Genomic DNA, 17927 nt, shown 5'->3' with positions numbered 1-17927 from the left:
ACGTCAGCGCATGTGCAAGGAAACCTCGATGCTTCGACTTACCCAATCGCCCGATGAGTTCGACCCACGGTAATGCGCCCGGGATGGGCAAAAACGGCAACGGCGAAGGCGGTGCGCCGGCGCGCGACGAAACATGGCGCCCGTCCGCGAACCCGTGGCTGATCGCGATCGTCGTCACGCTCGCGGCCTTCATGGAAGTGCTGGATACCACCATCGTCAACGTCGCGCTGCCGCATATCGCGGGCACGATGTCGGCGAGCTACGACGAAGCGACCTGGACCCTGACCTCGTACCTCGTCGCGAACGGCATCGTGCTGCCGATCTCCGCGTTCTTCGGCCGCGTGCTCGGCCGCAAGCGCTACTTCGTGATCTGCATCATCGCGTTTACGATCTGCTCGTTTCTGTGCGGCATCGCAACGAACCTGGGGCAACTGATCGTGTTCCGCCTGCTGCAGGGCTTTTTCGGCGGCGGGCTGCAGCCGAACCAGCAGTCGATCATTCTCGATACGTTTCCGCCCGCGCAGCGCGGCCGCGCCTTTTCGATCTCGGCGGTGGCGATCGTCGTCGCGCCGGTGCTCGGGCCGACGCTCGGCGGATGGATTACCGATAACTTCACGTGGCGCTGGGTGTTTCTGCTCAATGTGCCGGTCGGCATCCTGACGTCGATCGCCGTGATGCAATTCGTCGAAGACCCGCCGTGGGAGCGCAAGCGCACCGGCAAGGTGTCGATCGACTTTATCGGCATCGGGCTCATATCGCTCGGCCTCGGCTGTTTGCAAGTGATGCTCGACCGCGGCGAAGACGACGACTGGTTCGGCTCGAACGTTATCCGCACGTTCGCGGTGCTCGCCGTGGTCGGCATCGGCGGGGCGATCACGTGGCTGCTGTACACGAAGAAACCCGTGGTCGATCTGCGCTGCATGAAGGACCGCAACTTTGCGCTCGGCTGCGCGGCGATCGCGGCCTTCGCGGTGATTCTGTACGGCAGCGCGGTGCTCGTGCCGCAGCTCGCGCAACAGCAGCTCGGCTATACGGCGACGCTCGCGGGCCTCGTGCTGTCGCCGGGCGCGATCCTCATCACGTTGGAGATTCCGATCATCAGCCGGCTGATGCCGTATGTGCAGACGCGCTCGCTGCTGTCGATCGGCTTCCTGCTGATGGCGCTTGCGCTCGCCTACGCGCATACGCTGACGCCCGATATCGACTACGACACGCTCGTGAAGATGCGCAGCGCGCAATCGCTCGCGATCGGCTTCCTGTTCGTGCCGATCACGACGCTCGCGTATCTGACCGTGCCGCAGCGGCTGCACAACGATGCGTCGGCGATCTTCACGATGTGCCGCAACGTGGCGGGCTCGATCGGCATTTCCCTTTCGACCGCGCTGATCCGCGAGCGCAGCCAGGCGCGCATGGCGCACCTCGCCGAGCATATGACGCCGCTGTCGCAGAACTACCGCGACGCGCTCGCGCGAAACACGCAATCGGTGATGGATTTCGTGGGGCAGCCGCGCGCACAGGCCATGCAAACCGCGACCGGACATCTCTATCAGACCTTCGTGAGTCAGGCGACGATTCTTGCGTATGTGGACGTCTTCGCGATGCTGTCGATCTTTTGCATCCTGTGCATTCCGCTCACGTTTTTCTTTTCGCCGGCGAAAGCGTCCGGCGGCGGAGCGCATTGATATGACGGTCGACATGAAAAAGAGGCAGCGCGTCTGCTCCCGCATCCGCTCCTGCATTTGCGCCGATATCGCCGCACTGCTGCTGTGCGCGGCATTGACCGCCTGCGCGGTCGGCCCCGACTTCAAGGCGCCCGACGGCCTGGGCCAGGACGAGCCCGCGCATTGGCGCGATCCGCAACGCGCCAACGACGCGACGTCGAACGGCGAAGCGCCGAAGCCGGGTGCCGGCGCCGCGAAAGTGCCCGACGCAACGGCCGTTTCGTCGCACCCGACCGAAGACTCGGACCCGGATCCGCGCTGGTGGCGCACCTTCAACGATCCGATGCTCGACCGCCTGATCGCGCGGGCCGCGCAAAGCAATCTGGATCTGCGCGAAGCGGTGCTGCGCATCGAGGAAGCGCGCGCGCAGGTGCAAGGCGTGGCCGCGCAAGGGCTGCCCAACGTACGCGCGACCGGCAGCTATACGCGCGAGCAACTCGGCGTCAAAGGCATTCTCGACGACGAAAACGTCAACCTCGATCAACTGGGCGCGCCCGGCTCGCCGGTCAACCAGATCGCGCCGGGCCAGGGCGCGACGGTTCAGAACGGCGCGCGCAATCTCGTGAACCAGCTCGAGCAGCCGATCAATCTATGGCAAGCGGGCTTCGATGCGTCGTGGGAGCTCGATCTGTTCGGCCGCGTGCGGCGCTCGGTCGAAGCCGCCAATGCGCAGACCGAAGCGGCGGTCGAAAGCCGCAACGATGCGCTGCTGTCGCTCGAGGGCGAAGTCGCGCAGGACTATATGCAGTTGCGCGGCGCGCAGGCGCAGCTCGATATCGCAAAGCGCCTTGTCGACGAACAGAACGGCGTGCTGACGCTCACGCAGAGCCAGGCGAAAGTGGGCCTCGCGAGCCAGCAGGACGTCCAGAGCGCGGCCGCGCAACTCGAATCGACGCGCGCCCAGCTGCCGCAATTCGAGCAGCAGATCGCGCAGGCGTTAAATGGTCTGTCGTATCTGCTAGCCGAACCGCCGGGCGCGCTCGACGACGAACTCTCGACGCCGGCCGCGCTGCCGCTCGTGCCGCCTGTCGTCGCCGCCGGCTTGCCGTCGACGCTCGCGCGCCGGCGTCCCGACATTCGCCGCGCCGAAGCGGATTTGCATGCGGCAACCGCGAACGTCGGCGTCGCGGTCGCGCAGTTCTACCCCGACATTTCGCTGACGGGGCAGATCGGTCTGCGCGGCACGCACGCGAGCGACCTCGCGCGCTGGTCGCATCTGTTCTATTCGTTCGGGCCGTCGGTCTCGCTGCCGATTTTCGAGGGCGGCGCGCTCGTGTCGAACCTGAAGGTGTCGAAAGCGCAGCAGGCCGAGGCCGCGCTCGAATACCGCAAGACGGTGCTGCTCGCGCTGCGCGACGTCGATAACGCGCTCGCCGTTTATCGCACCGACCAGACGCGGCGCACGTCGCTCGAGCGCAGCGCGGCCGCGCAGCAGGACGCGTTCGACCTCGCGCGCGAAAGCTACCGGAAAGGGCTGACGAACTTCATCAATGTGCTCGACGCGGAACGGCAGCTTTCGCAGGTGCGGCAGCAGTATGCGCAAAGCACGACGCAGGTCGGCACCGATCTCGTTGCGCTCTACAAGGCGCTGGGCGGCGGGTGGGAGGAGACGCCGCAAGCCACTCCATGACTTGCATCAACCCGAAGCAAATTGCCTCGCCAACGTCGCAAAGAGAACACACCGAAAGGCTTTACAGGTATATCGTTGGCAATTGAGTGGTTAGCGAAGCGCGGCTCGCCGTCGCGCGCCAAAGTCGTCCCCTCATCGGCAGATCGATCATGCAGAGCCGCCCGCCCGCCTTGCCGCGCATTTCCGTGGTCGTCCTGACGCACGATCGCGCCGGTCAGCTCGTGGGCACGCTGGCGCGCCTCGCGTCCTTGCCCGAGCAGCCGCCCGTGATCGTCGCGGACAACGCTTCGCACGACGATACGGTCAAGCTCGTCGATATGCTGTTTCCTCAGGTGCGCGTGCTCCAGTGCGGCGCCGACCTCGGCGCGGCGGGCCGCAATCGCGCGGTTGCGTGTGTGCGCACCGACTATGTCGCGTTCTGCGACGACGACAGCTGGTGGGAACCGGGCTCGCTCGCACTCGCCGTGAAGTTGCTCGACGGCGCGCCGCAGGTGGCGGTGCTCAATGCGCGCGTCATGACGGGCGAAAGCGGCGCGCTCGACCCGCGCTGCCGCCTGATGGCCGCGAGCCCGCTCGGCGTGGCCGGTTGTCCGGGGCCGGCGCTCTCGACCTATATCGCGGGAGCCTGCGTGTTTCGCACGGCCGTGTTTCGGGCGGTCGGCGGATATGAGCGACGCTTCGGCAGCGGCGGAGAGGAAACGCTCGTCGCGCTCGATGTGCTCGATGCAGGGCACGCGATCGCCTATTGCAACGAACTGACCGTGCGCCGCGCGGCTGGCGCTTCGATGGCTGACGCGGCGGTGAATAACCCGGAGCGGCGCCGCGGCGACAAGCGCCTCGAAGCATGCCTCGACGAAGACGCATCGCAGCAACGCGTGCTCGCGCGCAACGCGGCGTGGGTCGCGTGGATGCGGCTGCCGTGGCGCGACGTCGCCCGTTCGACGGGCGGCGCGCTCGCGACCTTCGCGCACGCGCGCACATTGTGGCGCGACGGATCCGCGATGATCGGCGGGCTGCCGTGGGCGCTGTCCCAGCGCCGCCGGGTCAACGCGCAGGTGCTCGCGATGCGCGCCGATGCACGGGCTGCCGAGCGGCGTCTCACGCAAGGCGTGCAACCCGAGCACGATACGCAGCACGCGAAACATACGGTGGCCGAGCCGCGTTCGCACGACCATTGATGATTGGCGCGGCAATGCGCTTGTCACCTCGCTTGCCGGCCCGTTTGTCGCCTGGTTTGTCGCCTGGTTTGTGACCCGCGCTTGTCATCCCGCGCTTCTCATCCCTTCTGCCGCCGGCTCAATGCGTCGAGCGCCCAGCGCAATTGCCGGTCGGTCGCGCGCAGGCGCAATTCGTTGGACGCAATCGCCGCCAGCGCGGCCAGTGTCTCGCGTGCCGGTTCGTCGAGCGTGCGCGGCTCGTAGTCCATCACGCAGAGCGAGCCGATCGCGAACCCGTCCTGATCGACGACCGGCGCGCCCGCATAGAAACGGAAGCACGGGCCGCCAGCCACGGCCGGATTGTCTGCGAAGCGGGGATCGTCGGCGAGGTTCGATGCGACGAGCAGGTCGCGCTGCAGGATCGTGTAGTTGCACAGCGCCCAGCTGCGCGGCGTTTCCGTGAAGCCTTCGAGGCCGTGGCGCGACTTGAACCACTGGCGTTGCGCGGTCAGCACCGTCAGCAGCGCGATCGGCGCATTCAGCGCGCGGCTGGCGAGCCACGTCAGGCGGTCGAAGGCGTCCTCGGGCGGCGTGTCCACGAAGCCCGCGCGTTCAAGTGCGACGAGGCGCTGCGCTTCGTTCGGCGCAACCGGATAGCTCGCGTCGGGATCGGGTGGGCCCACGCCAGCATCGCGGTCGCGCAACAGATTGCGCACGGCCGCCGGCAGCGCCGGCTCGTGTTCGACGCGCGTGATTTTCGTGGCGGCGTTGGCGTCCGTTTTTGCGTCTGTGCCATGCCGTCCACCGGCATCGCCGCCCAAAATGACGATGCGCGATGCGCCGAGCGCCGGCTGCGCCGCAATCCGCGCGACCAGCGCGGCGCGCTCGTCCCAATCGCCGCGCGCGCGGTTGCCGCGTTCACCCGCGCCCTGACGGCCAGAACGCTTTTCCCCTATCGCCCCCGCATCGCCGCGCTCGCCTTGCTCGCCCTCAGCAGCGTCGCGCAGATCGACGACGACCACCGCCGGCAAGCGCAAGCCGATCGCAAACGCCGCCTCCTGCGTGTCGCTGTACGCATCGACCGTGCACCCTTTCACCGCGGATAACCATTCGACGCAGCGCGCGACATGCGCCTGCGGCGCGACCAGCACGACGCGCGCGGAATTGAACGCGTCGGGCGTTTCGTCTTGCCGCGCAACGAACGCAAGCACGTCCGCGCGATAAACGCGCCGGTGCCCGCCCGGTGTCTTCCATGAGCGCAGCGTGCCGCCCTCGATCAGCAACTGGGCGGTGCGAACCGATACGCCCATCAGCCGCGCGGCTTCTGTCGTGGTGAGTACGTCGTTTTCCATAGTTCTGGATTGTGCAGGGATCGCAGTGATTTCGCCGCATCGAGCCCCGGCTCACTTTCACTATGACAACTATCTCAATAAATTTCAATTATATTTGGCAAATTTGATAGATTTGATAGTCTCTACCGTGTCGTCTTGCTCCTGAACGCAAAAGCGACGTCCCGCATTCAGAAACTCCTCTGACGTTCCGACCGGTGAGCCAATGAACCATCTTTATCCGAATACAGCGAACGGCGGCTCTGCGGCATCGGCCGCTGCCGATCGCCCCGCGCAGGACACTTCCGATCATTACGACTTCATCGTCTGCGGCGCGGGACCGGCCGGCTCGGTGGTTGCCGCGCGCCTCGCCGCCAACCCGCATGTGCGCGTGCTGCTGATCGAAGCCGGCGGCAGCGACGACGTGCCCGAGGTGATGACGCCCGCGCAGTGGCCGATGAACCTCGGCTCCGAGCGCGACTGGGGCTTTACCGCGCAGCCGAATCCGCATCTGAACGGCCGCGCGATTCCGCTGAACATGGGCAAGGTGCTCGGCGGCGGCTCGAGCATCAATGTCGGCGTCTGGGCGCGCGGCCACAAGAACGACTGGGAGCGTTTCGCGGCCGAGGCCGGCGACCCGGCCTGGGGCTATGAAGCGGTGCTCGGCCTGTACCGTCGCATCGAGGACTGGCAAGGCGCGCAGGATCCGCTACGGCGCGGCGCCGGCGGCCCGGTGCACGTCGAGCCGTCGGCCGACCCGACGCCGACCGCCTATGCACTCGTCGACGCGGCGCGTTCGCTCGGCCTGCCGACCTTCGACAGCCCGAACGGCGTGATGATGGAGGGACGCGGCGGCGCCGCCATCAACGATCTGATCGTGCACGACGGACGGCGCCAGTCCATTTTCCGTTCGTATATCGGCGACCCGAAAACCGCGCCATCGAATCTGACGATCATGACGGGCACGCTCGTCAGCAAGGTCATTCTGCGCGGCACCACCGCGGTCGGCGTCGAAGTCGTCGCAGGCGGCGCGCGGCGCAGCTTTTACGCGGAACGTGAAGTGATCCTGTCGCTCGGCGCGATCAATACGCCGAAAGTGCTGATGCTATCGGGGATCGGCCCGGAAGACGAACTGACGCGACACGGTATTCCCGTGGTTCAACGATTGGCCGGGGTCGGCCATAACCATCAGGATCACGTAGCGTTCGGCTGCGTGTTCGAATACCGCGAGCCGCAACGCGTCTCCAACATGGGCTCGGAGGCCACGCTTTACTGGTCGAGCGACGCGCGCCTCGCGGTGCCCGACATGTTCCACTGCCAGCTCGAATTTCCGGTTACCAGCGCCGAAACCGCGATGCTCGGCCTGCCCGAGCACGGCTGGTCGATGTTCGCCGGCCTCGCGCATCCGAAAAGCCGCGGGCGGGTACAGCTGTCAGGCGCCGATATCGAAGACCCGGTGCTGATTCACGCGAACACGCTGTCGCATCCCGACGATCTCGCGAGCGGCCTCGAAAATATCGAACTGTGCCGCGAATTGGGAAATAGCCACGCGTTTGCCGGTCTGGTCAGCCGCGAGCGGCTGCCGGGCAAGCTCGATGCCGCCGCGTTGCGGAATTTCGCGCGCAATGCGGCCATCACCTACTGGCATCAGTGCGGCACGGCGAAGATGGGACGCGATGAGATGTCGGTCGTCGATGCACGGCTCAAGGTGCTCGGTATCGACAACCTGCGCGTCGCCGACGCGTCGATCATGCCGGAAATCACGAGCGGCAACACCATGGCGCCGTGCGTGGTGATCGGCGAGCGCGCAGCGGATCTGATCGCGGCCGAACATGCGCTTGCCGCATCGCCCGCCGCCACGCCTGCAGCACCGCAGGCGCGCCGCTGACATGCGCGCCCGTGACGGGTGGCACGGTTCGCTCGCGCAATCGCTCGTCAAACGCGCGCGCGATGGGCCGCTGCCCGCGCCGCTGCTTACATCGCTGCTTGCACGGGCAGGGGGCGGCGCCGGCGCGCAGGAGTCGCAGCGCGCATCCCTACGCGCGCTTGCGCTTTTCCGCGTGCGCGTCCGCTTTCGCCCGCTTCAGGCCCGGCTTTCGTCGAGTTGGACCGGCGCGCGTGTCGGGTCGAAATCGGCCCATTTCCCATGTTGCCAGCGGCCCGTCGCGCGCTCGATCTCGACGCCGCCCGCTTCGCGCAGCGTTTGCGCGGCGGCAGTCTGCGTTTCGGGCGTCACGTGCACGGCGAGCAGCACGCCCGAGTCGCGCATCTCGTGATGCACGCGTTCCTCGTGCTGATGTTTGCCGCCGCCGCGCGTCAGCGACATCGCGCCGATAAGCGAGCCGACATAGGCGCCGACGCCGGCCGCGATCAACGACACGAGCAGCGGCGCGGAAAACGCGGCAAAGATGCCGACGCCGACGACCGCACCGGCCACGGCGCCAAGCGTGACGCCGAGGCCCGCGCCTTTCGGCGCATCGGTCGATGCGGCGTCCTTGTTGGCATCGCCGCCTATCGGGTAACGCGCGTGCTGCCCGCGTGGATTGACGAAAAAGAGCGAGACGTCCTCTTCGACGTAGCCCTGGCTGAAGAGTCGTTCGGCGGCCGATTCGGCGGCCGGAAACGTGGTGAAACGTGCGGCAACGATCAGCGACATGATGCCTCCTTGTTCAACGCCACAGTGTTGAAAATGCCGGCTGCGGCGCGGTGAGATCGGCCTGGGTTCGGCAGACCGTCGGGGCAGACCGCCGGGGCAGACCGCCGGGTTTGCGTCGTCCGTACGATCACTGCGAAGCAAGTCGCACGCCCGCGGCCGGTGGCGCAGCGGCGCGTGCCGTCCCTGTGGAATCGGCGCGCAGCCGATACCTCAGGTATAGCACCGGCCGCCGCTCCTGTCGGACCCGCAAACGCGCTGTGCGGCGATTCGCGACTGGCCGCATTCGTTCAACGTTTATCCGCGGTCCCGCGGCTGCCAGCGCGATTACCTGCGCGGCTGCCCGATTCCTCGGCGGAATCGTCGCCGGCTTGATCGTCGGCCTCCTCTTCTTCGCCCTCGTCGGCCGCCCTGTTTGCGAGTCGCTCGCCGGCAAGCGTTGGGTCCGCGACGGCTTCGTCGCGGTCGCGCTGATAAGGGTCGTCGACGCGGTCGACATCGATATCGCTGTTTTCGTCGAGGGTCGAATCGCCATCGGCCGCCGCGCGTTCGCCGGTACCGGCGCGATCGGTATCGCTTGCCAGTTCGCTGTCACCGGTTTCAAGCGCGTGATTGTCGAGTTCGGTATCGCGGTCGAAGTCGTGGCGCTTTGCCCCCGCCACGTCGCTGCCGCTGTCGGAGGAGTCGCTGGGGCCGAGCGTGCCGGTCGTATTCGCGGTTTCCTTGATGACTTGCGGTTCGCCTTCGTCTGGATCGAGCGTGCTGGTCATGAATAACTCCTTGGGACGGTTGTTCGCACAACACGGCCGCAATAACCGTTCCGCGGATCGCCCGGTACGGCGACCGGCGCCGCGCGCGAAATAATTCATCGCGCATACAGCGTCCCGATCGCATCCCAGCATGTGAGCGTCCGCGAAAACACCATTCGACTGCATACCTAAAGTTCGGCTTCGTGTAAGCCGTTTACCCCGAATAAGAACAACCATGTCCCGTGCACTTCTTCACACGTTGTGCACGTCGAAGCAACGCTGGAGACCTAGACCACATGAAAATATCGATCAGGATGCGCCTCGCCATCGCGATGCTCGTGCTCGGCTGTCTGTTATCGTTCGTCGGCCTATTGGGACTGACCGGCATGTCGAGCAGCAACGACGCGAATCGCGAGACCTATAGCAACAAGCTGCCGCGCGTGGTCTATATCGGCGATTCGGAGATCGTGCTGACCCGTCAGCGGGCCGCGCTGCTGCGCGCCGCGATGGACCCGACCTCGCCGGAACTCGAAAGCATCATCACCAAGTCGCAGGGTTTCGCGAAGCAGTCGCATGCGTTGTGGGACAAATATCTCGCGCTGCCGCGCAGCGCCGACGAAGACCGGCTCACGCAGGAAGTGGTCCGCACGCGTACCGCGATGGACAAAGGCCTCGACGACTATGTCGCGGCGCTGCGCAGCGGCAACAAGGACGAGATCACGAAAGCGGGTCTGGCGAACAACGACCTGTATGCCGCTTTGAACACGGCCGGCGAAAAGCTGCGCCACTATCAATTCGCCACCGCCAGGGACGACTATGAAACGCAGCAGCGCGGCTTCACGCTGTTTCGCGGCGTGATCATCGGGGCCATCGTGCTGGGCGTGCTGGCCGCCCTTTACAGCTGGCATAACCTGCGCAGCGCGATCTCGCGGCCGCTCGAATCGGCGCTGTCGCATTTCGAGTACATCGCGGCCGGCGACCTCACGCACCGCGTCGAGGTCATGTCACGCGACGAAATGGGCCAACTGATGGCGGGCCTCGCGAAGATGCGCGACAGTCTTGCGCATACGGTGCGCACCGTGCGCAAGGGCAGCGATGCGATCGCCACCGCGACGCGCGAAGTGGCGGCGGGCAATCTGGACCTGTCCGCGCGCACCGAGGAGCAGGCCGCGTCGCTGCAGGAAACCGCGGCGAGCATGGAACAACTGTCCGGCACCGTGAAGCAGAACGCCGACAACGTGCGCGAAGCGGCGAACATGTCGACGGCCGCGTCCGGCACCGCGGATAAGGGCAGCGACGTCGTGCAGCGCGTCGTGCAGACGATGACCGGCATCGACGAAAGCTCGAGCCGCATCAACGACATCATCAGCATCATCGAAGGCATTGCGTTCCAGACGAATATTCTCGCGCTCAACGCGGCCGTCGAAGCAGCGCGCGCCGGCGAACAGGGTCGCGGCTTCGCGGTCGTCGCGGCCGAAGTGCGCAGCCTCGCGCAGCGTTCGTCGAGCGCCGCCAAGGAAATCAAGCAGTTGATCGAACAGTCGGTCGAGCGCGTGAAGGTCGGTACGACGCTGGTCGGCGAGGCCGGCGCGACGATGACGGAAATCATCGGCTCGGTGAAGCGCGTGACCGACATCATGGGCGAAATCGCGGCCGCGACGCATGAGCAGACCAACGGCATCGACCAGGTGTCGCATGCGGTCACGCAGATGGATGAAGTCACGCAGCAGAACGCCGCGCTCGTCGAGCAGGCCAGCGCGGCGGCCGCCTCGCTCGAGGATCAGGCGCGCGCGTTGCGCGACGCGGTTTCGGTGTTCAAGCTCGCGGACGATACCGGTGTGCATGCGACGGCCGTACGCGCGGCGCCGGTGCGGGCGCGGGCGATGGTGCCCGCCTAGCCGCTCGTTTGCGGCTCGTCTGCCGCTCATGGAGCGCTTCTGCGGCATCGACTCGCAGACCTTATCGAATACGTTATCGCCCGCGGCTTCGTCCATACCGCGGGCGCCTTTTTTTGCACACCCTCCTTCCACGACTCTCCTCTGCCCTGCCATGCGGCCCGACCCGCTGTCGGCCCATCTGGGCATACCGCTTGCACGTTCACGCGGTATAGCCATTGCCCGCAACCGGCTGGCAGGGAACGACGATGGCCGCTCAAGCGATGCGCGGGGCACAACCGGCGCGCCAGCGCCAGCGCCCGCGCGGCGCCATCCCCGAGGCAACCCGTAACCGAAGGAAGGGAGGCACATCATGACCATGCTCAACGAACCGGGCAGCCATGCTGGCGTGCGCATCGCCGGCAAGGGATCCGTGACGGCCGCGGGCCCAGGCCCCGATCTGGTGGCGTCCGCGACGCTCCAAGGCAACAAGGTGCTCACCGCCGACGGCGAAACGGCCGGCAAGGTGAAGGACATCATGCTCGACGTGCGCTCGGGACGCGTGGCGTACGTCGTGATGTCGAGCGGCGGCTTTCTCGGCATCGGCGACCGGCTGTTCGCGATTCCATGGAATGCGCTCACGCTCGACACCGGCCGCACCTGCTTCGTGCTGAACGTCGATGCGTCGCGTGTCAAAGATGCGCCGGGCTTCGATCAGGACCAGTGGCCCGCGATGACGGACGCCGGCTGGGCAGCGACGGTTCACGCGTATTACGGCAGCGAGCCGTACTGGGGCGGTCGCGGCGCGCTGCACGATCCGCTCGCGGACCCGCTCGGCGAAATGGGCGACGTGCTCGAAGGCGGACGCGGGGAGTTGCGGCGTTAATCGAACGCACCATGCTGCGCATGCCGATGTCGATGCCGCATACATCAACACTGAAAACACCGTTGGGAGGTTTCATGAAGTCACGACAGGCAAGCTTCGAGGCCGCGCTCATTGCGGCCGCTATGACGATCGCACCGCTCGCCATGGGCGCGAATGCCGCCCACGCGCAAAACGCGCCGCAAAACACCACGCAAAACGCCGCCGAAAACCCGGCTACTGCGCCGGGGAACGGTGCGCAGGCGCTCTCGGACACCGATCGTCAGTTCGTGCATACGGCGGCCGTTGCGGGCACAACGGAAATTGACGCGGCGAAACTCGCGATGCGTCAGTCGAACGACAAGAGCGTGAAGGCGTTCGCCACGCACATGATCGCCGATCATACGAAGCTCGCGATGCAGCTGAAGGCGGCTGTGCCGCATGGCGTCGATGTACCGAAGGACGCGGACACGTCGGCGCTCGATAGCATCCGCTCGCTCAAGGGCAGCGACTTCGATTCGGCGTATATCAGCAAGTTCGGCGTGCAAGGCCACAAGGATGCGATCGCCGCGTTCCAGGACGAGGCGCAGAACGGCCAGGACGCGAGCCTGAAGAAGACCGCGCAAAAGGCCTTGCCGACGATACAGCACCATTACGCGATGGCCCAGGAGCTCGCGAAGAAGAAAAACGTGATGGCCGGCGAGTAACGTGGTTTTCTGACGTGGCCAGCCACGCAGACGCGGGTGGGGACAACGGCGGCGATTCGCCCGAGGTCGACCCGCAACAACAGCCGGCGCGCCTCGATGCGTGCCGCCGCTGCGCGCTGTGGCACGACGCGACGCAGGCGGTCCCCGGCGCGGGGCCGCGCCATGCGCCGATCATGATGGTCGGCGAACAGCCTGGCGACAGCGAGGACCGCGCGGGCAAACCCTTTGTCGGGCCGGCCGGGCAACTGCTCGACGATGCGCTCGATAAAGCGGGCGTAAAACGCACGGACGTCTTCGTGACGAACGCGGTCAAGCACTTCAAGTGGGAACCGCGCGGCAAACGGCGCATGCACAAGACGCCCGCGCAGCGGGAGATCGCGGCCTGTCGCTACTGGCTGCAAAAGGAATTGTCGACGGTCGAACCGGTCGTTGTGGTGGCGCTCGGCGCCACCGCGTTGACGGCTGTGCTCGAAACGCGCCATGCCGTGCTGCGGGAGGTGATCGGCAAGGTGCTCGAGCATGGCGGACGCCATATCGTGCCGACCTGGCACCCGTCGTTCGCGCTGCGCGCGCCGGATCGCGCCACGCGCGAGCGCGTCCATGCGGATATCGTCAAAGCGCTGCAGCAGGCTGGCCAGCTTGCACACGATGCGGCGAAGCACTGGCGCTGAGGCTCGGCTGCTGCCTGCACGCCCGCGTGCGCCTTCTTTACCCCGCCCGACCCTTACTGCAAAATCGCGTCCGACCGTGTACGGTAGCGGATTGTTACGAAATGAAGACTCAGTCGCCCGGGAATTCGGTGCACGGGCTCGTCGTGGGAGAGACGCAGACAGCCGCGTAGTTGGCGGTCCAGTCGAGGCTCTTCGTCACGGCGACCGCGTTTTGCAACTCGGGGCTGCTTTCATACGCGATAAACGAGGAACAGACGACGGCGGACAGCACGACCAACGAAAATGCAATCTTTTCAAGTACCTGATACGGGTGCGGCATGACGATTCTCAATTTTTGGCAAGCATCGTCATTCTATCTCAAATAAGGGTTTTTACCTAGGGGTTTCCCTAGGGTACCGCTCAGCAGGTCTTTTTGTTGCTTTCGCCCAACCCGGGCTTACTAAAAAAGGAGTCGATATGAAAGCGTTTTCCCGAGCCTTGATCGCAGCCGCCGTGCTTACCGCGGCCGCCAATGCCCATGCACAGGTGGCCGGCACGCAGACCCTGGGCGTCAGCGTCCAGCAGTCGCAGGCGCTGCTGCAAGGCTGGAGCGCCAAGAAGAGCATCCTCGGCAAGCCGGTCTATAACGATTCGAACGAGAAAATCGGCTCGATTTTCGATCTCGTGATCGCACCGGACGGCTCGCTGTCGGCGGCGGTGATCGCGACGGGAGGCTTCCTCGGCGTCGGCTCGCATAACGTCGCCGTGCCGATCCAGGCATTCGATTTGAGAAACGGCAACTTCTATCTGCCCGGCGCGACGAAGGATGCGCTGAAGGGGACGCCCGCGTTCGAGTACAGCAAGGTCGATAAGCCGAAGAAGCCGCAGAAGATGCAGTCGGCGCAGTAAGTTTCCGCTGTCACTTTCCCGTAGTAAGTTTCGCGCAGTAAGTTTCCCGCCGTCACTTCCATTAAACTCCCCGCTCGTGCGCGCCGGCCGGCGCGCCCTCCCCGTTAGCCTCCGTTTTGGCCGACGGGGAGTCGATACCTGCAGTCAATCGCTGCAGTCCATTTTTGAACCGCCTGCGCGCCGCACCGACGCCGCATCGCCGCATCGCCCATTTCGCCCGGCACAACAACAACGCGATGAACGACCCATCAGCATCTGCTTCACCCAGTCGGCCTGACCACCCTTCCGGATCTCACCCGGCTTCGCCTGCCGCTGCCGCCGCGAGCGAACGGCCGCCGGGAAGCGGCGCATTCCAGCGCTTCTGGTGTACGCGTGTGCTGTCGTCGCTGTCGTTCCAGATGCTCGCGGTCGCGATGGGCTGGCATATCTACGCGCTCACGAAGAGCGCGTTCGCGCTCGGCATCGTCGGGCTTGCGCAATTTCTGCCGATGTTCGTGCTGACGCTCGTGGTCGGGCACGTCGCCGACCGCTACGACCGGCGGCGTATTGCCGCGGTGTGCCAGACGATCGAATGCGCGGCCGCCGCGGTCTTCGCGCTCGGCACCTACGGCGGCTGGATCGATGCGCCGATCATCTACGTGCTGGCCGCGAGCGTCGGCGCCGCGCGCGCATTCGAATCGCCCGCGATTGCGTCGCTGTTGCCGGCCGTCGTGACGCGCGCGCAGTTGCCGCGCGCGACCGCATGGTCGACATCCGCGAACCAGGCCGCGCAGATCGTCGGGCCCGCGCTCGGCGGGCTGCTGTACGGCGTCGGCGCCGGGCCCGCGTATCTCGGTTGCGCGCTGTCGTTCGCGGCGGCGGCGGTGCTGGTATCGAGCATTCCGCTGCACGCGAAGCCCGTGACGCGCACGCCGGTCACGCTCGAATCGGTGTTCTCGGGCATCCGGTTTATTTTCCGGGAGCCGGTCATTCTCGGCGCGTTGTCGCTCGATCTTTTCGCGGTGCTGTTCGGCGGCGCGACCGCGCTCCTGCCGGTTTTCGCACGCGATTTCCTGAACACGGGGCCGCTCGGCCTGGGCCTGCTGCGCTCGGCGTCGGCGGTCGGTGCGCTCGCCGGCACGCTATGGCTCGCGCGCTTTCCGTTGAAGAACCGCCCCGGCTTCGCGATGTTCTGCGGTGTGATCGTGTTCGGCGCCGCGACGGCCGTGTTCGGGCTATCGCATCAGTACATCGTGTCGCTGCTTGCGCTGATGGTGCTCGGCGCGTCGGACGTGATCAGCGTCGTCGTGCGGCTGTCGCTCGTGCAGTTGCGCACGCCCGACGACATGCTCGGGCGCGTCAGCGCCGTCAGCTCGCTCTTTATCGGCACGTCCAATCAGCTCGGCGAATTCGAATCGGGTGTGACGGCCGGCTGGTGGGGCGCGCGGCGCGCGGTGCTGGCCGGCGGCATCGCGACGATCGCGGTTGCGCTGCTGTGGATGCGCTTGTTTCCCGAGTTGAAACGCACGCGTTCGCTCGAGCGTGAAGGCGAACATCGCGCCGGCTGAAGCGGGTATGCGTTGAGCCGGGTCACGTGTGAACCGGCGCGAACCAGCGCGAACCGGCGCGAATCGACGATAGGCGCCGCGCCGGGAACGAAGTCTGCTTGACGATCGCGTCACCGGTTTATACATGGAGGCGCAGATGAATTCACGCGGTTCGCCCTTCCTCCACGCCGCCGCGATCGGCGTGTCGCTGGTTGCGCTGGTGCCCGCCGTTGCGCGCGCCGACGATGCGCCGAGCCCGTGCGCCGCGCTCAAACGGATCGTCGCGGCAGCGCCCGGCGGTTTCGCGCAGTTGTCGCCCGCCGATGGCCAGGGCGTCGCGCAACCGTACGGTGACGATGCGCAATGCAGCGGCTCGCACGCGAGCTATCAATGCACATGGACGCCGCATGGCGACGCCGGGTCGAGCGCGTCCGCACTGCAGGCGATCGCGGCCGATATCGCGGCGTGCCTGCCGGACGCGACGCATGACGTGAATTCGCCCGCGCGGCAGCATTTCTATGTCGGTGCGCGCGACGCCCGTACGCAAATCACGGCGACGACGGCCGGCGCGAACAAGCTCAAGCTGGTGGTGTCCGGTAAATAGAAGCGGGAAAGCGCGCGTTGCGGCTGATTCTGCGCGTCCATTGCCGCGGACCATTGTTGCGCGCGATTGCTGCGGTCGTTTTGCGCGATGCGCGCATTTGATCGCTTCGCTCCAATGCGTACGATCGCTTCGCTCGCTCGTTTTGCCGGCCGATTCCGCGCGGCTGCTTCGGCCGGTTACTGCGCGGCCCCTTATTGCGCTTGTTATTGCGCTTGTTACTGCGCCCGATACCAGACGCGAATGCCCGAGTACCAATGGCTGACGCTCGTATCGTCACCGGAGCCGAACGTCGACAGGCTCTCCACATTAATCACGTCGACCCCGCGTTCCGCGATCCACGCATTCGCGCGCTCGACGAGCGCCGATGCGTTCTCGTACACGTGCCCTTTGATCAGATGGCGCTCGACAACGCGCCGCTCGAAGTCTTCGAATGCGATTCTTGTCATCGTGAGTCTCCTCTGGAACCGGCGGCACGGGTCTCGGGCAGCACACCAGGCAGCGGGCCGGAATTCGAGTCTAGCAAAAGCTTATCCGCGGTTCGCGAAGCATTGGCGCGGGACCGCTATTTGCTGATCCGTTGTCACCTACGGCAATCCAGGGAGCAGCCAGATGAATCAGACGACCAGGCAGCCAGGCGGCGACATCGAGCATCCGACGCAGCCGAAGCACAACGATAACGAAAAGAGCAAGATGCCCGAACGGAACGATCAGAACCGTCAGCAGGCACCATCGGACAAGCCGGGTAAGAAGCCGGGCGAAGGTGAAACGCCGGTGGGCTGAACGCATGTAAAAAACGGCGGCACGCATAAACGCATGGCCGCCGTTCGCGCCGTTCGTTCATATGGCGCGTTTCGCGCGTGATGCGCGCACGACGCCGTCGCACCGCTTGAGTCAAGCAGGGCGACGTTACATCAAGGCTCGTCGCGCAAGTACCCAACCTTCGACGGATCACGCATGCGGAGCGACACGAGCCCCGCGATCGCACACAGCACCGTCACGTACCAATAGAACATCGACTCGCTGCCCGCCTGTTTAAGCCACAGCGCGACATACTCGGCCGAGCCGCCGAAGATCGCATTGGCCACTGCATAGGAAAGCCCCACGCCCAGCGCGCGCACTTCGGGCGGAAACATCTCCGCCTTGATGAGCCCGCTGATCGACGTGTAGAAGCTCACGATCGCCAGCGCCACCACGACGAGCACGAATGCCATATACGGGCTCGTCACGTCCTTGAGCGCATGCAGCAGCGGCACCGTGCCGATCGTCGCGAAGAAGCCGAACAGGATCATCGACTGACGGCGGCCGATGCGATCCGACAGCGCACCGAACACCGGCTGCATCAGCATGTAGACGAAGAGCGCCGCGGTCATCACGTTGCTCGCGGTCTTCGCATGCATGCCTGCCGTGTTCACGAGGTACTTCTGCATATACGTCGTGAACGTGTAGAAGATCAGCGAGCCGCCGGCCGTGAAACCGACCACCGTCAGGAACGCGCGCTTGTGTTTCCACATGCCGGCGAGCGTGCCCGCGTCGCTGCGCTGGCGGTTCGCGGCCGTT

At 65.8% G+C, this 17927-nt stretch carries 17 protein-coding genes and 1 pseudogene; 12 read left to right on the top strand and 6 right to left on the bottom strand.

Translation table 11 applies throughout. The features are described 5' to 3' along the window. Positions 1 to 83 precede the first annotated feature (83 nt). The 3 genes from ACYPXD_RS15175 (at position 84) to ACYPXD_RS15165 (ending at position 4529) form a co-directional block, all read left to right on the top strand. Positions 84 to 1682, top strand: coding sequence for a DHA2 family efflux MFS transporter permease subunit (locus ACYPXD_RS15175; protein WP_459713336.1), 1599 nt, complete (start codon positions 84 to 86; stop codon positions 1680 to 1682). 13 nt (positions 1683 to 1695) lie between these two features. Further along, entirely contained in the window at positions 1696 to 3351 is a 1656-nt protein-coding gene (locus tag ACYPXD_RS15170) for an efflux transporter outer membrane subunit (protein WP_459712630.1), read from the top strand. A gap of 149 nt (positions 3352 to 3500) precedes the next feature. Beyond that, entirely contained in the window at positions 3501 to 4529 is a 1029-nt protein-coding gene (locus ACYPXD_RS15165) for a glycosyltransferase family 2 protein (protein WP_459712627.1), read from the top strand. A 98-nt stretch (positions 4530 to 4627) separates the two neighbouring features. Here ACYPXD_RS15165 and ACYPXD_RS15160 read toward each other — a convergent pair whose 3' ends face one another. Further along, positions 4628 to 5860 (bottom strand): GAF domain-containing protein, encoded by a 1233-nt coding sequence (locus tag ACYPXD_RS15160; protein WP_459712625.1) that lies wholly within the window; start codon positions 5858 to 5860, stop codon positions 4628 to 4630. 202 nt (positions 5861 to 6062) lie between these two features. On the opposite strand from ACYPXD_RS15160, the gene ACYPXD_RS15155 reads away from it, so the two are divergent. Beyond that, on the top strand, positions 6063 to 7724 hold the full coding sequence (locus ACYPXD_RS15155; protein WP_459712623.1) for a GMC family oxidoreductase: 1662 nt from the start codon (positions 6063 to 6065) through the stop codon (positions 7722 to 7724). A gap of 195 nt (positions 7725 to 7919) precedes the next feature. Here ACYPXD_RS15155 and ACYPXD_RS15150 read toward each other — a convergent pair whose 3' ends face one another. Next, complete coding sequence (locus tag ACYPXD_RS15150; RefSeq protein WP_459712621.1) at positions 7920 to 8492, bottom strand: hypothetical protein; 573 nt, start codon at positions 8490 to 8492, stop codon at positions 7920 to 7922. 479 nt (positions 8493 to 8971) lie between these two features. Continuing rightward, positions 8972 to 9259 (bottom strand): annotated as a pseudogene (locus ACYPXD_RS15145) (chemotaxis protein); the annotation flags it as partial. 275 nt (positions 9260 to 9534) lie between these two features. Here ACYPXD_RS15145 and ACYPXD_RS15140 point away from each other — a divergent pair. The 4 genes from ACYPXD_RS15140 (at position 9535) to ACYPXD_RS15125 (ending at position 13352) form a co-directional block, all read left to right on the top strand. Beyond that, entirely contained in the window at positions 9535 to 11136 is a 1602-nt protein-coding gene (locus ACYPXD_RS15140) for a methyl-accepting chemotaxis protein (protein WP_459712619.1), read from the top strand. A 349-nt stretch (positions 11137 to 11485) separates the two neighbouring features. After that, positions 11486 to 11998 carry a PRC-barrel domain-containing protein gene (locus ACYPXD_RS15135; RefSeq protein WP_459712617.1) on the top strand — a complete coding sequence of 171 codons (513 nt, stop codon included), beginning with the start codon at positions 11486 to 11488 and terminating at the stop codon, positions 11996 to 11998. A gap of 74 nt (positions 11999 to 12072) precedes the next feature. Continuing rightward, positions 12073 to 12681, top strand: a complete 609-nt coding sequence (locus tag ACYPXD_RS15130; RefSeq protein WP_459712615.1) for a DUF4142 domain-containing protein — start codon at positions 12073 to 12075, stop codon at positions 12679 to 12681. Positions 12682 to 12695: 14 nt separating this feature from the next. Next, entirely contained in the window at positions 12696 to 13352 is a 657-nt protein-coding gene (locus ACYPXD_RS15125) for a UdgX family uracil-DNA binding protein (RefSeq protein ID WP_459712613.1), read from the top strand. A 109-nt stretch (positions 13353 to 13461) separates the two neighbouring features. On the opposite strand, the gene ACYPXD_RS15120 is transcribed toward ACYPXD_RS15125, so the two are convergent. Then, complete coding sequence (locus ACYPXD_RS15120; RefSeq protein WP_459712610.1) at positions 13462 to 13671, bottom strand: hypothetical protein; 210 nt, start codon at positions 13669 to 13671, stop codon at positions 13462 to 13464. Positions 13672 to 13808: 137 nt separating this feature from the next. Here ACYPXD_RS15120 and ACYPXD_RS15115 point away from each other — a divergent pair, with 137 nt between their 5' ends. From ACYPXD_RS15115 to ACYPXD_RS15105, 3 genes are all read left to right on the top strand, one after another. Beyond that, positions 13809 to 14240 (top strand): PRC-barrel domain-containing protein, encoded by a 432-nt coding sequence (locus ACYPXD_RS15115; RefSeq protein WP_459712608.1) that lies wholly within the window; start codon positions 13809 to 13811, stop codon positions 14238 to 14240. 236 nt (positions 14241 to 14476) lie between these two features. Then, the gene (locus ACYPXD_RS15110; protein ID WP_459712606.1) at positions 14477 to 15787 is read left to right on the top strand and encodes an MFS transporter; all 1311 of its coding nucleotides are present in this window, start codon (positions 14477 to 14479) and stop codon (positions 15785 to 15787) included. A 136-nt stretch (positions 15788 to 15923) separates the two neighbouring features. Further along, positions 15924 to 16370, top strand: a complete 447-nt coding sequence (locus tag ACYPXD_RS15105) for a hypothetical protein (RefSeq protein ID WP_459712603.1) — start codon at positions 15924 to 15926, stop codon at positions 16368 to 16370. A 215-nt stretch (positions 16371 to 16585) separates the two neighbouring features. On the opposite strand, the gene ACYPXD_RS15100 is transcribed toward ACYPXD_RS15105, so the two are convergent. Beyond that, positions 16586 to 16816, bottom strand: a complete 231-nt coding sequence (locus tag ACYPXD_RS15100; RefSeq protein ID WP_459712601.1) for a hypothetical protein — start codon at positions 16814 to 16816, stop codon at positions 16586 to 16588. 163 nt (positions 16817 to 16979) lie between these two features. Here ACYPXD_RS15100 and ACYPXD_RS15095 point away from each other — a divergent pair, with 163 nt between their 5' ends. Next, complete coding sequence (locus ACYPXD_RS15095; protein WP_459712598.1) at positions 16980 to 17150, top strand: hypothetical protein; 171 nt, start codon at positions 16980 to 16982, stop codon at positions 17148 to 17150. 131 nt (positions 17151 to 17281) lie between these two features. On the opposite strand, the gene ACYPXD_RS15090 is transcribed toward ACYPXD_RS15095, so the two are convergent. After that, on the bottom strand, positions 17282 to 17927 hold a 646-nt coding region (locus tag ACYPXD_RS15090), incomplete at its 5' end, for an MFS transporter (RefSeq protein ID WP_459712596.1).

The sequence above is a fragment of the Paraburkholderia sp. 2C genome (assembly GCF_054589215.1).
This window is presented reverse-complemented; position numbering and strand designations above follow the sequence as displayed.

What these genes read in the sequence shown, in the direction of transcription:
- ACYPXD_RS15110 (WP_459712606.1), top strand. Translation starts at nt 14,477, where the DNA reads ATGAACGACCCATCAGCATCTGCTTCACCCAGTCGGCCTGACCACCCT.
- ACYPXD_RS15170 (WP_459712630.1), top strand. Translation starts at nt 1,696, where the DNA reads ATGAAAAAGAGGCAGCGCGTCTGCTCCCGCATCCGCTCCTGCATTTGC.
- ACYPXD_RS15115 (WP_459712608.1), top strand. Translation starts at nt 13,809, where the DNA reads ATGAAAGCGTTTTCCCGAGCCTTGATCGCAGCCGCCGTGCTTACCGCG.
- ACYPXD_RS15120 (WP_459712610.1), bottom strand. Translation starts at nt 13,671, where the DNA reads ATGCCGCACCCGTATCAGGTACTTGAAAAGATTGCATTTTCGTTGGTC.
- ACYPXD_RS15160 (WP_459712625.1), bottom strand. Translation starts at nt 5,860, where the DNA reads ATGGAAAACGACGTACTCACCACGACAGAAGCCGCGCGGCTGATGGGC.
- ACYPXD_RS15100 (WP_459712601.1), bottom strand. Translation starts at nt 16,816, where the DNA reads ATGACAAGAATCGCATTCGAAGACTTCGAGCGGCGCGTTGTCGAGCGC.
- ACYPXD_RS15105 (WP_459712603.1), top strand. Translation starts at nt 15,924, where the DNA reads ATGAATTCACGCGGTTCGCCCTTCCTCCACGCCGCCGCGATCGGCGTG.
- ACYPXD_RS15130 (WP_459712615.1), top strand. Translation starts at nt 12,073, where the DNA reads ATGAAGTCACGACAGGCAAGCTTCGAGGCCGCGCTCATTGCGGCCGCT.
- ACYPXD_RS15165 (WP_459712627.1), top strand. Translation starts at nt 3,501, where the DNA reads ATGCAGAGCCGCCCGCCCGCCTTGCCGCGCATTTCCGTGGTCGTCCTG.
- ACYPXD_RS15175 (WP_459713336.1), top strand. Translation starts at nt 84, where the DNA reads ATGGGCAAAAACGGCAACGGCGAAGGCGGTGCGCCGGCGCGCGACGAA.
- ACYPXD_RS15150 (WP_459712621.1), bottom strand. Translation starts at nt 8,492, where the DNA reads ATGTCGCTGATCGTTGCCGCACGTTTCACCACGTTTCCGGCCGCCGAA.
- ACYPXD_RS15140 (WP_459712619.1), top strand. Translation starts at nt 9,535, where the DNA reads ATGAAAATATCGATCAGGATGCGCCTCGCCATCGCGATGCTCGTGCTC.
- ACYPXD_RS15155 (WP_459712623.1), top strand. Translation starts at nt 6,063, where the DNA reads ATGAACCATCTTTATCCGAATACAGCGAACGGCGGCTCTGCGGCATCG.
- ACYPXD_RS15135 (WP_459712617.1), top strand. Translation starts at nt 11,486, where the DNA reads ATGACCATGCTCAACGAACCGGGCAGCCATGCTGGCGTGCGCATCGCC.
- ACYPXD_RS15095 (WP_459712598.1), top strand. Translation starts at nt 16,980, where the DNA reads ATGAATCAGACGACCAGGCAGCCAGGCGGCGACATCGAGCATCCGACG.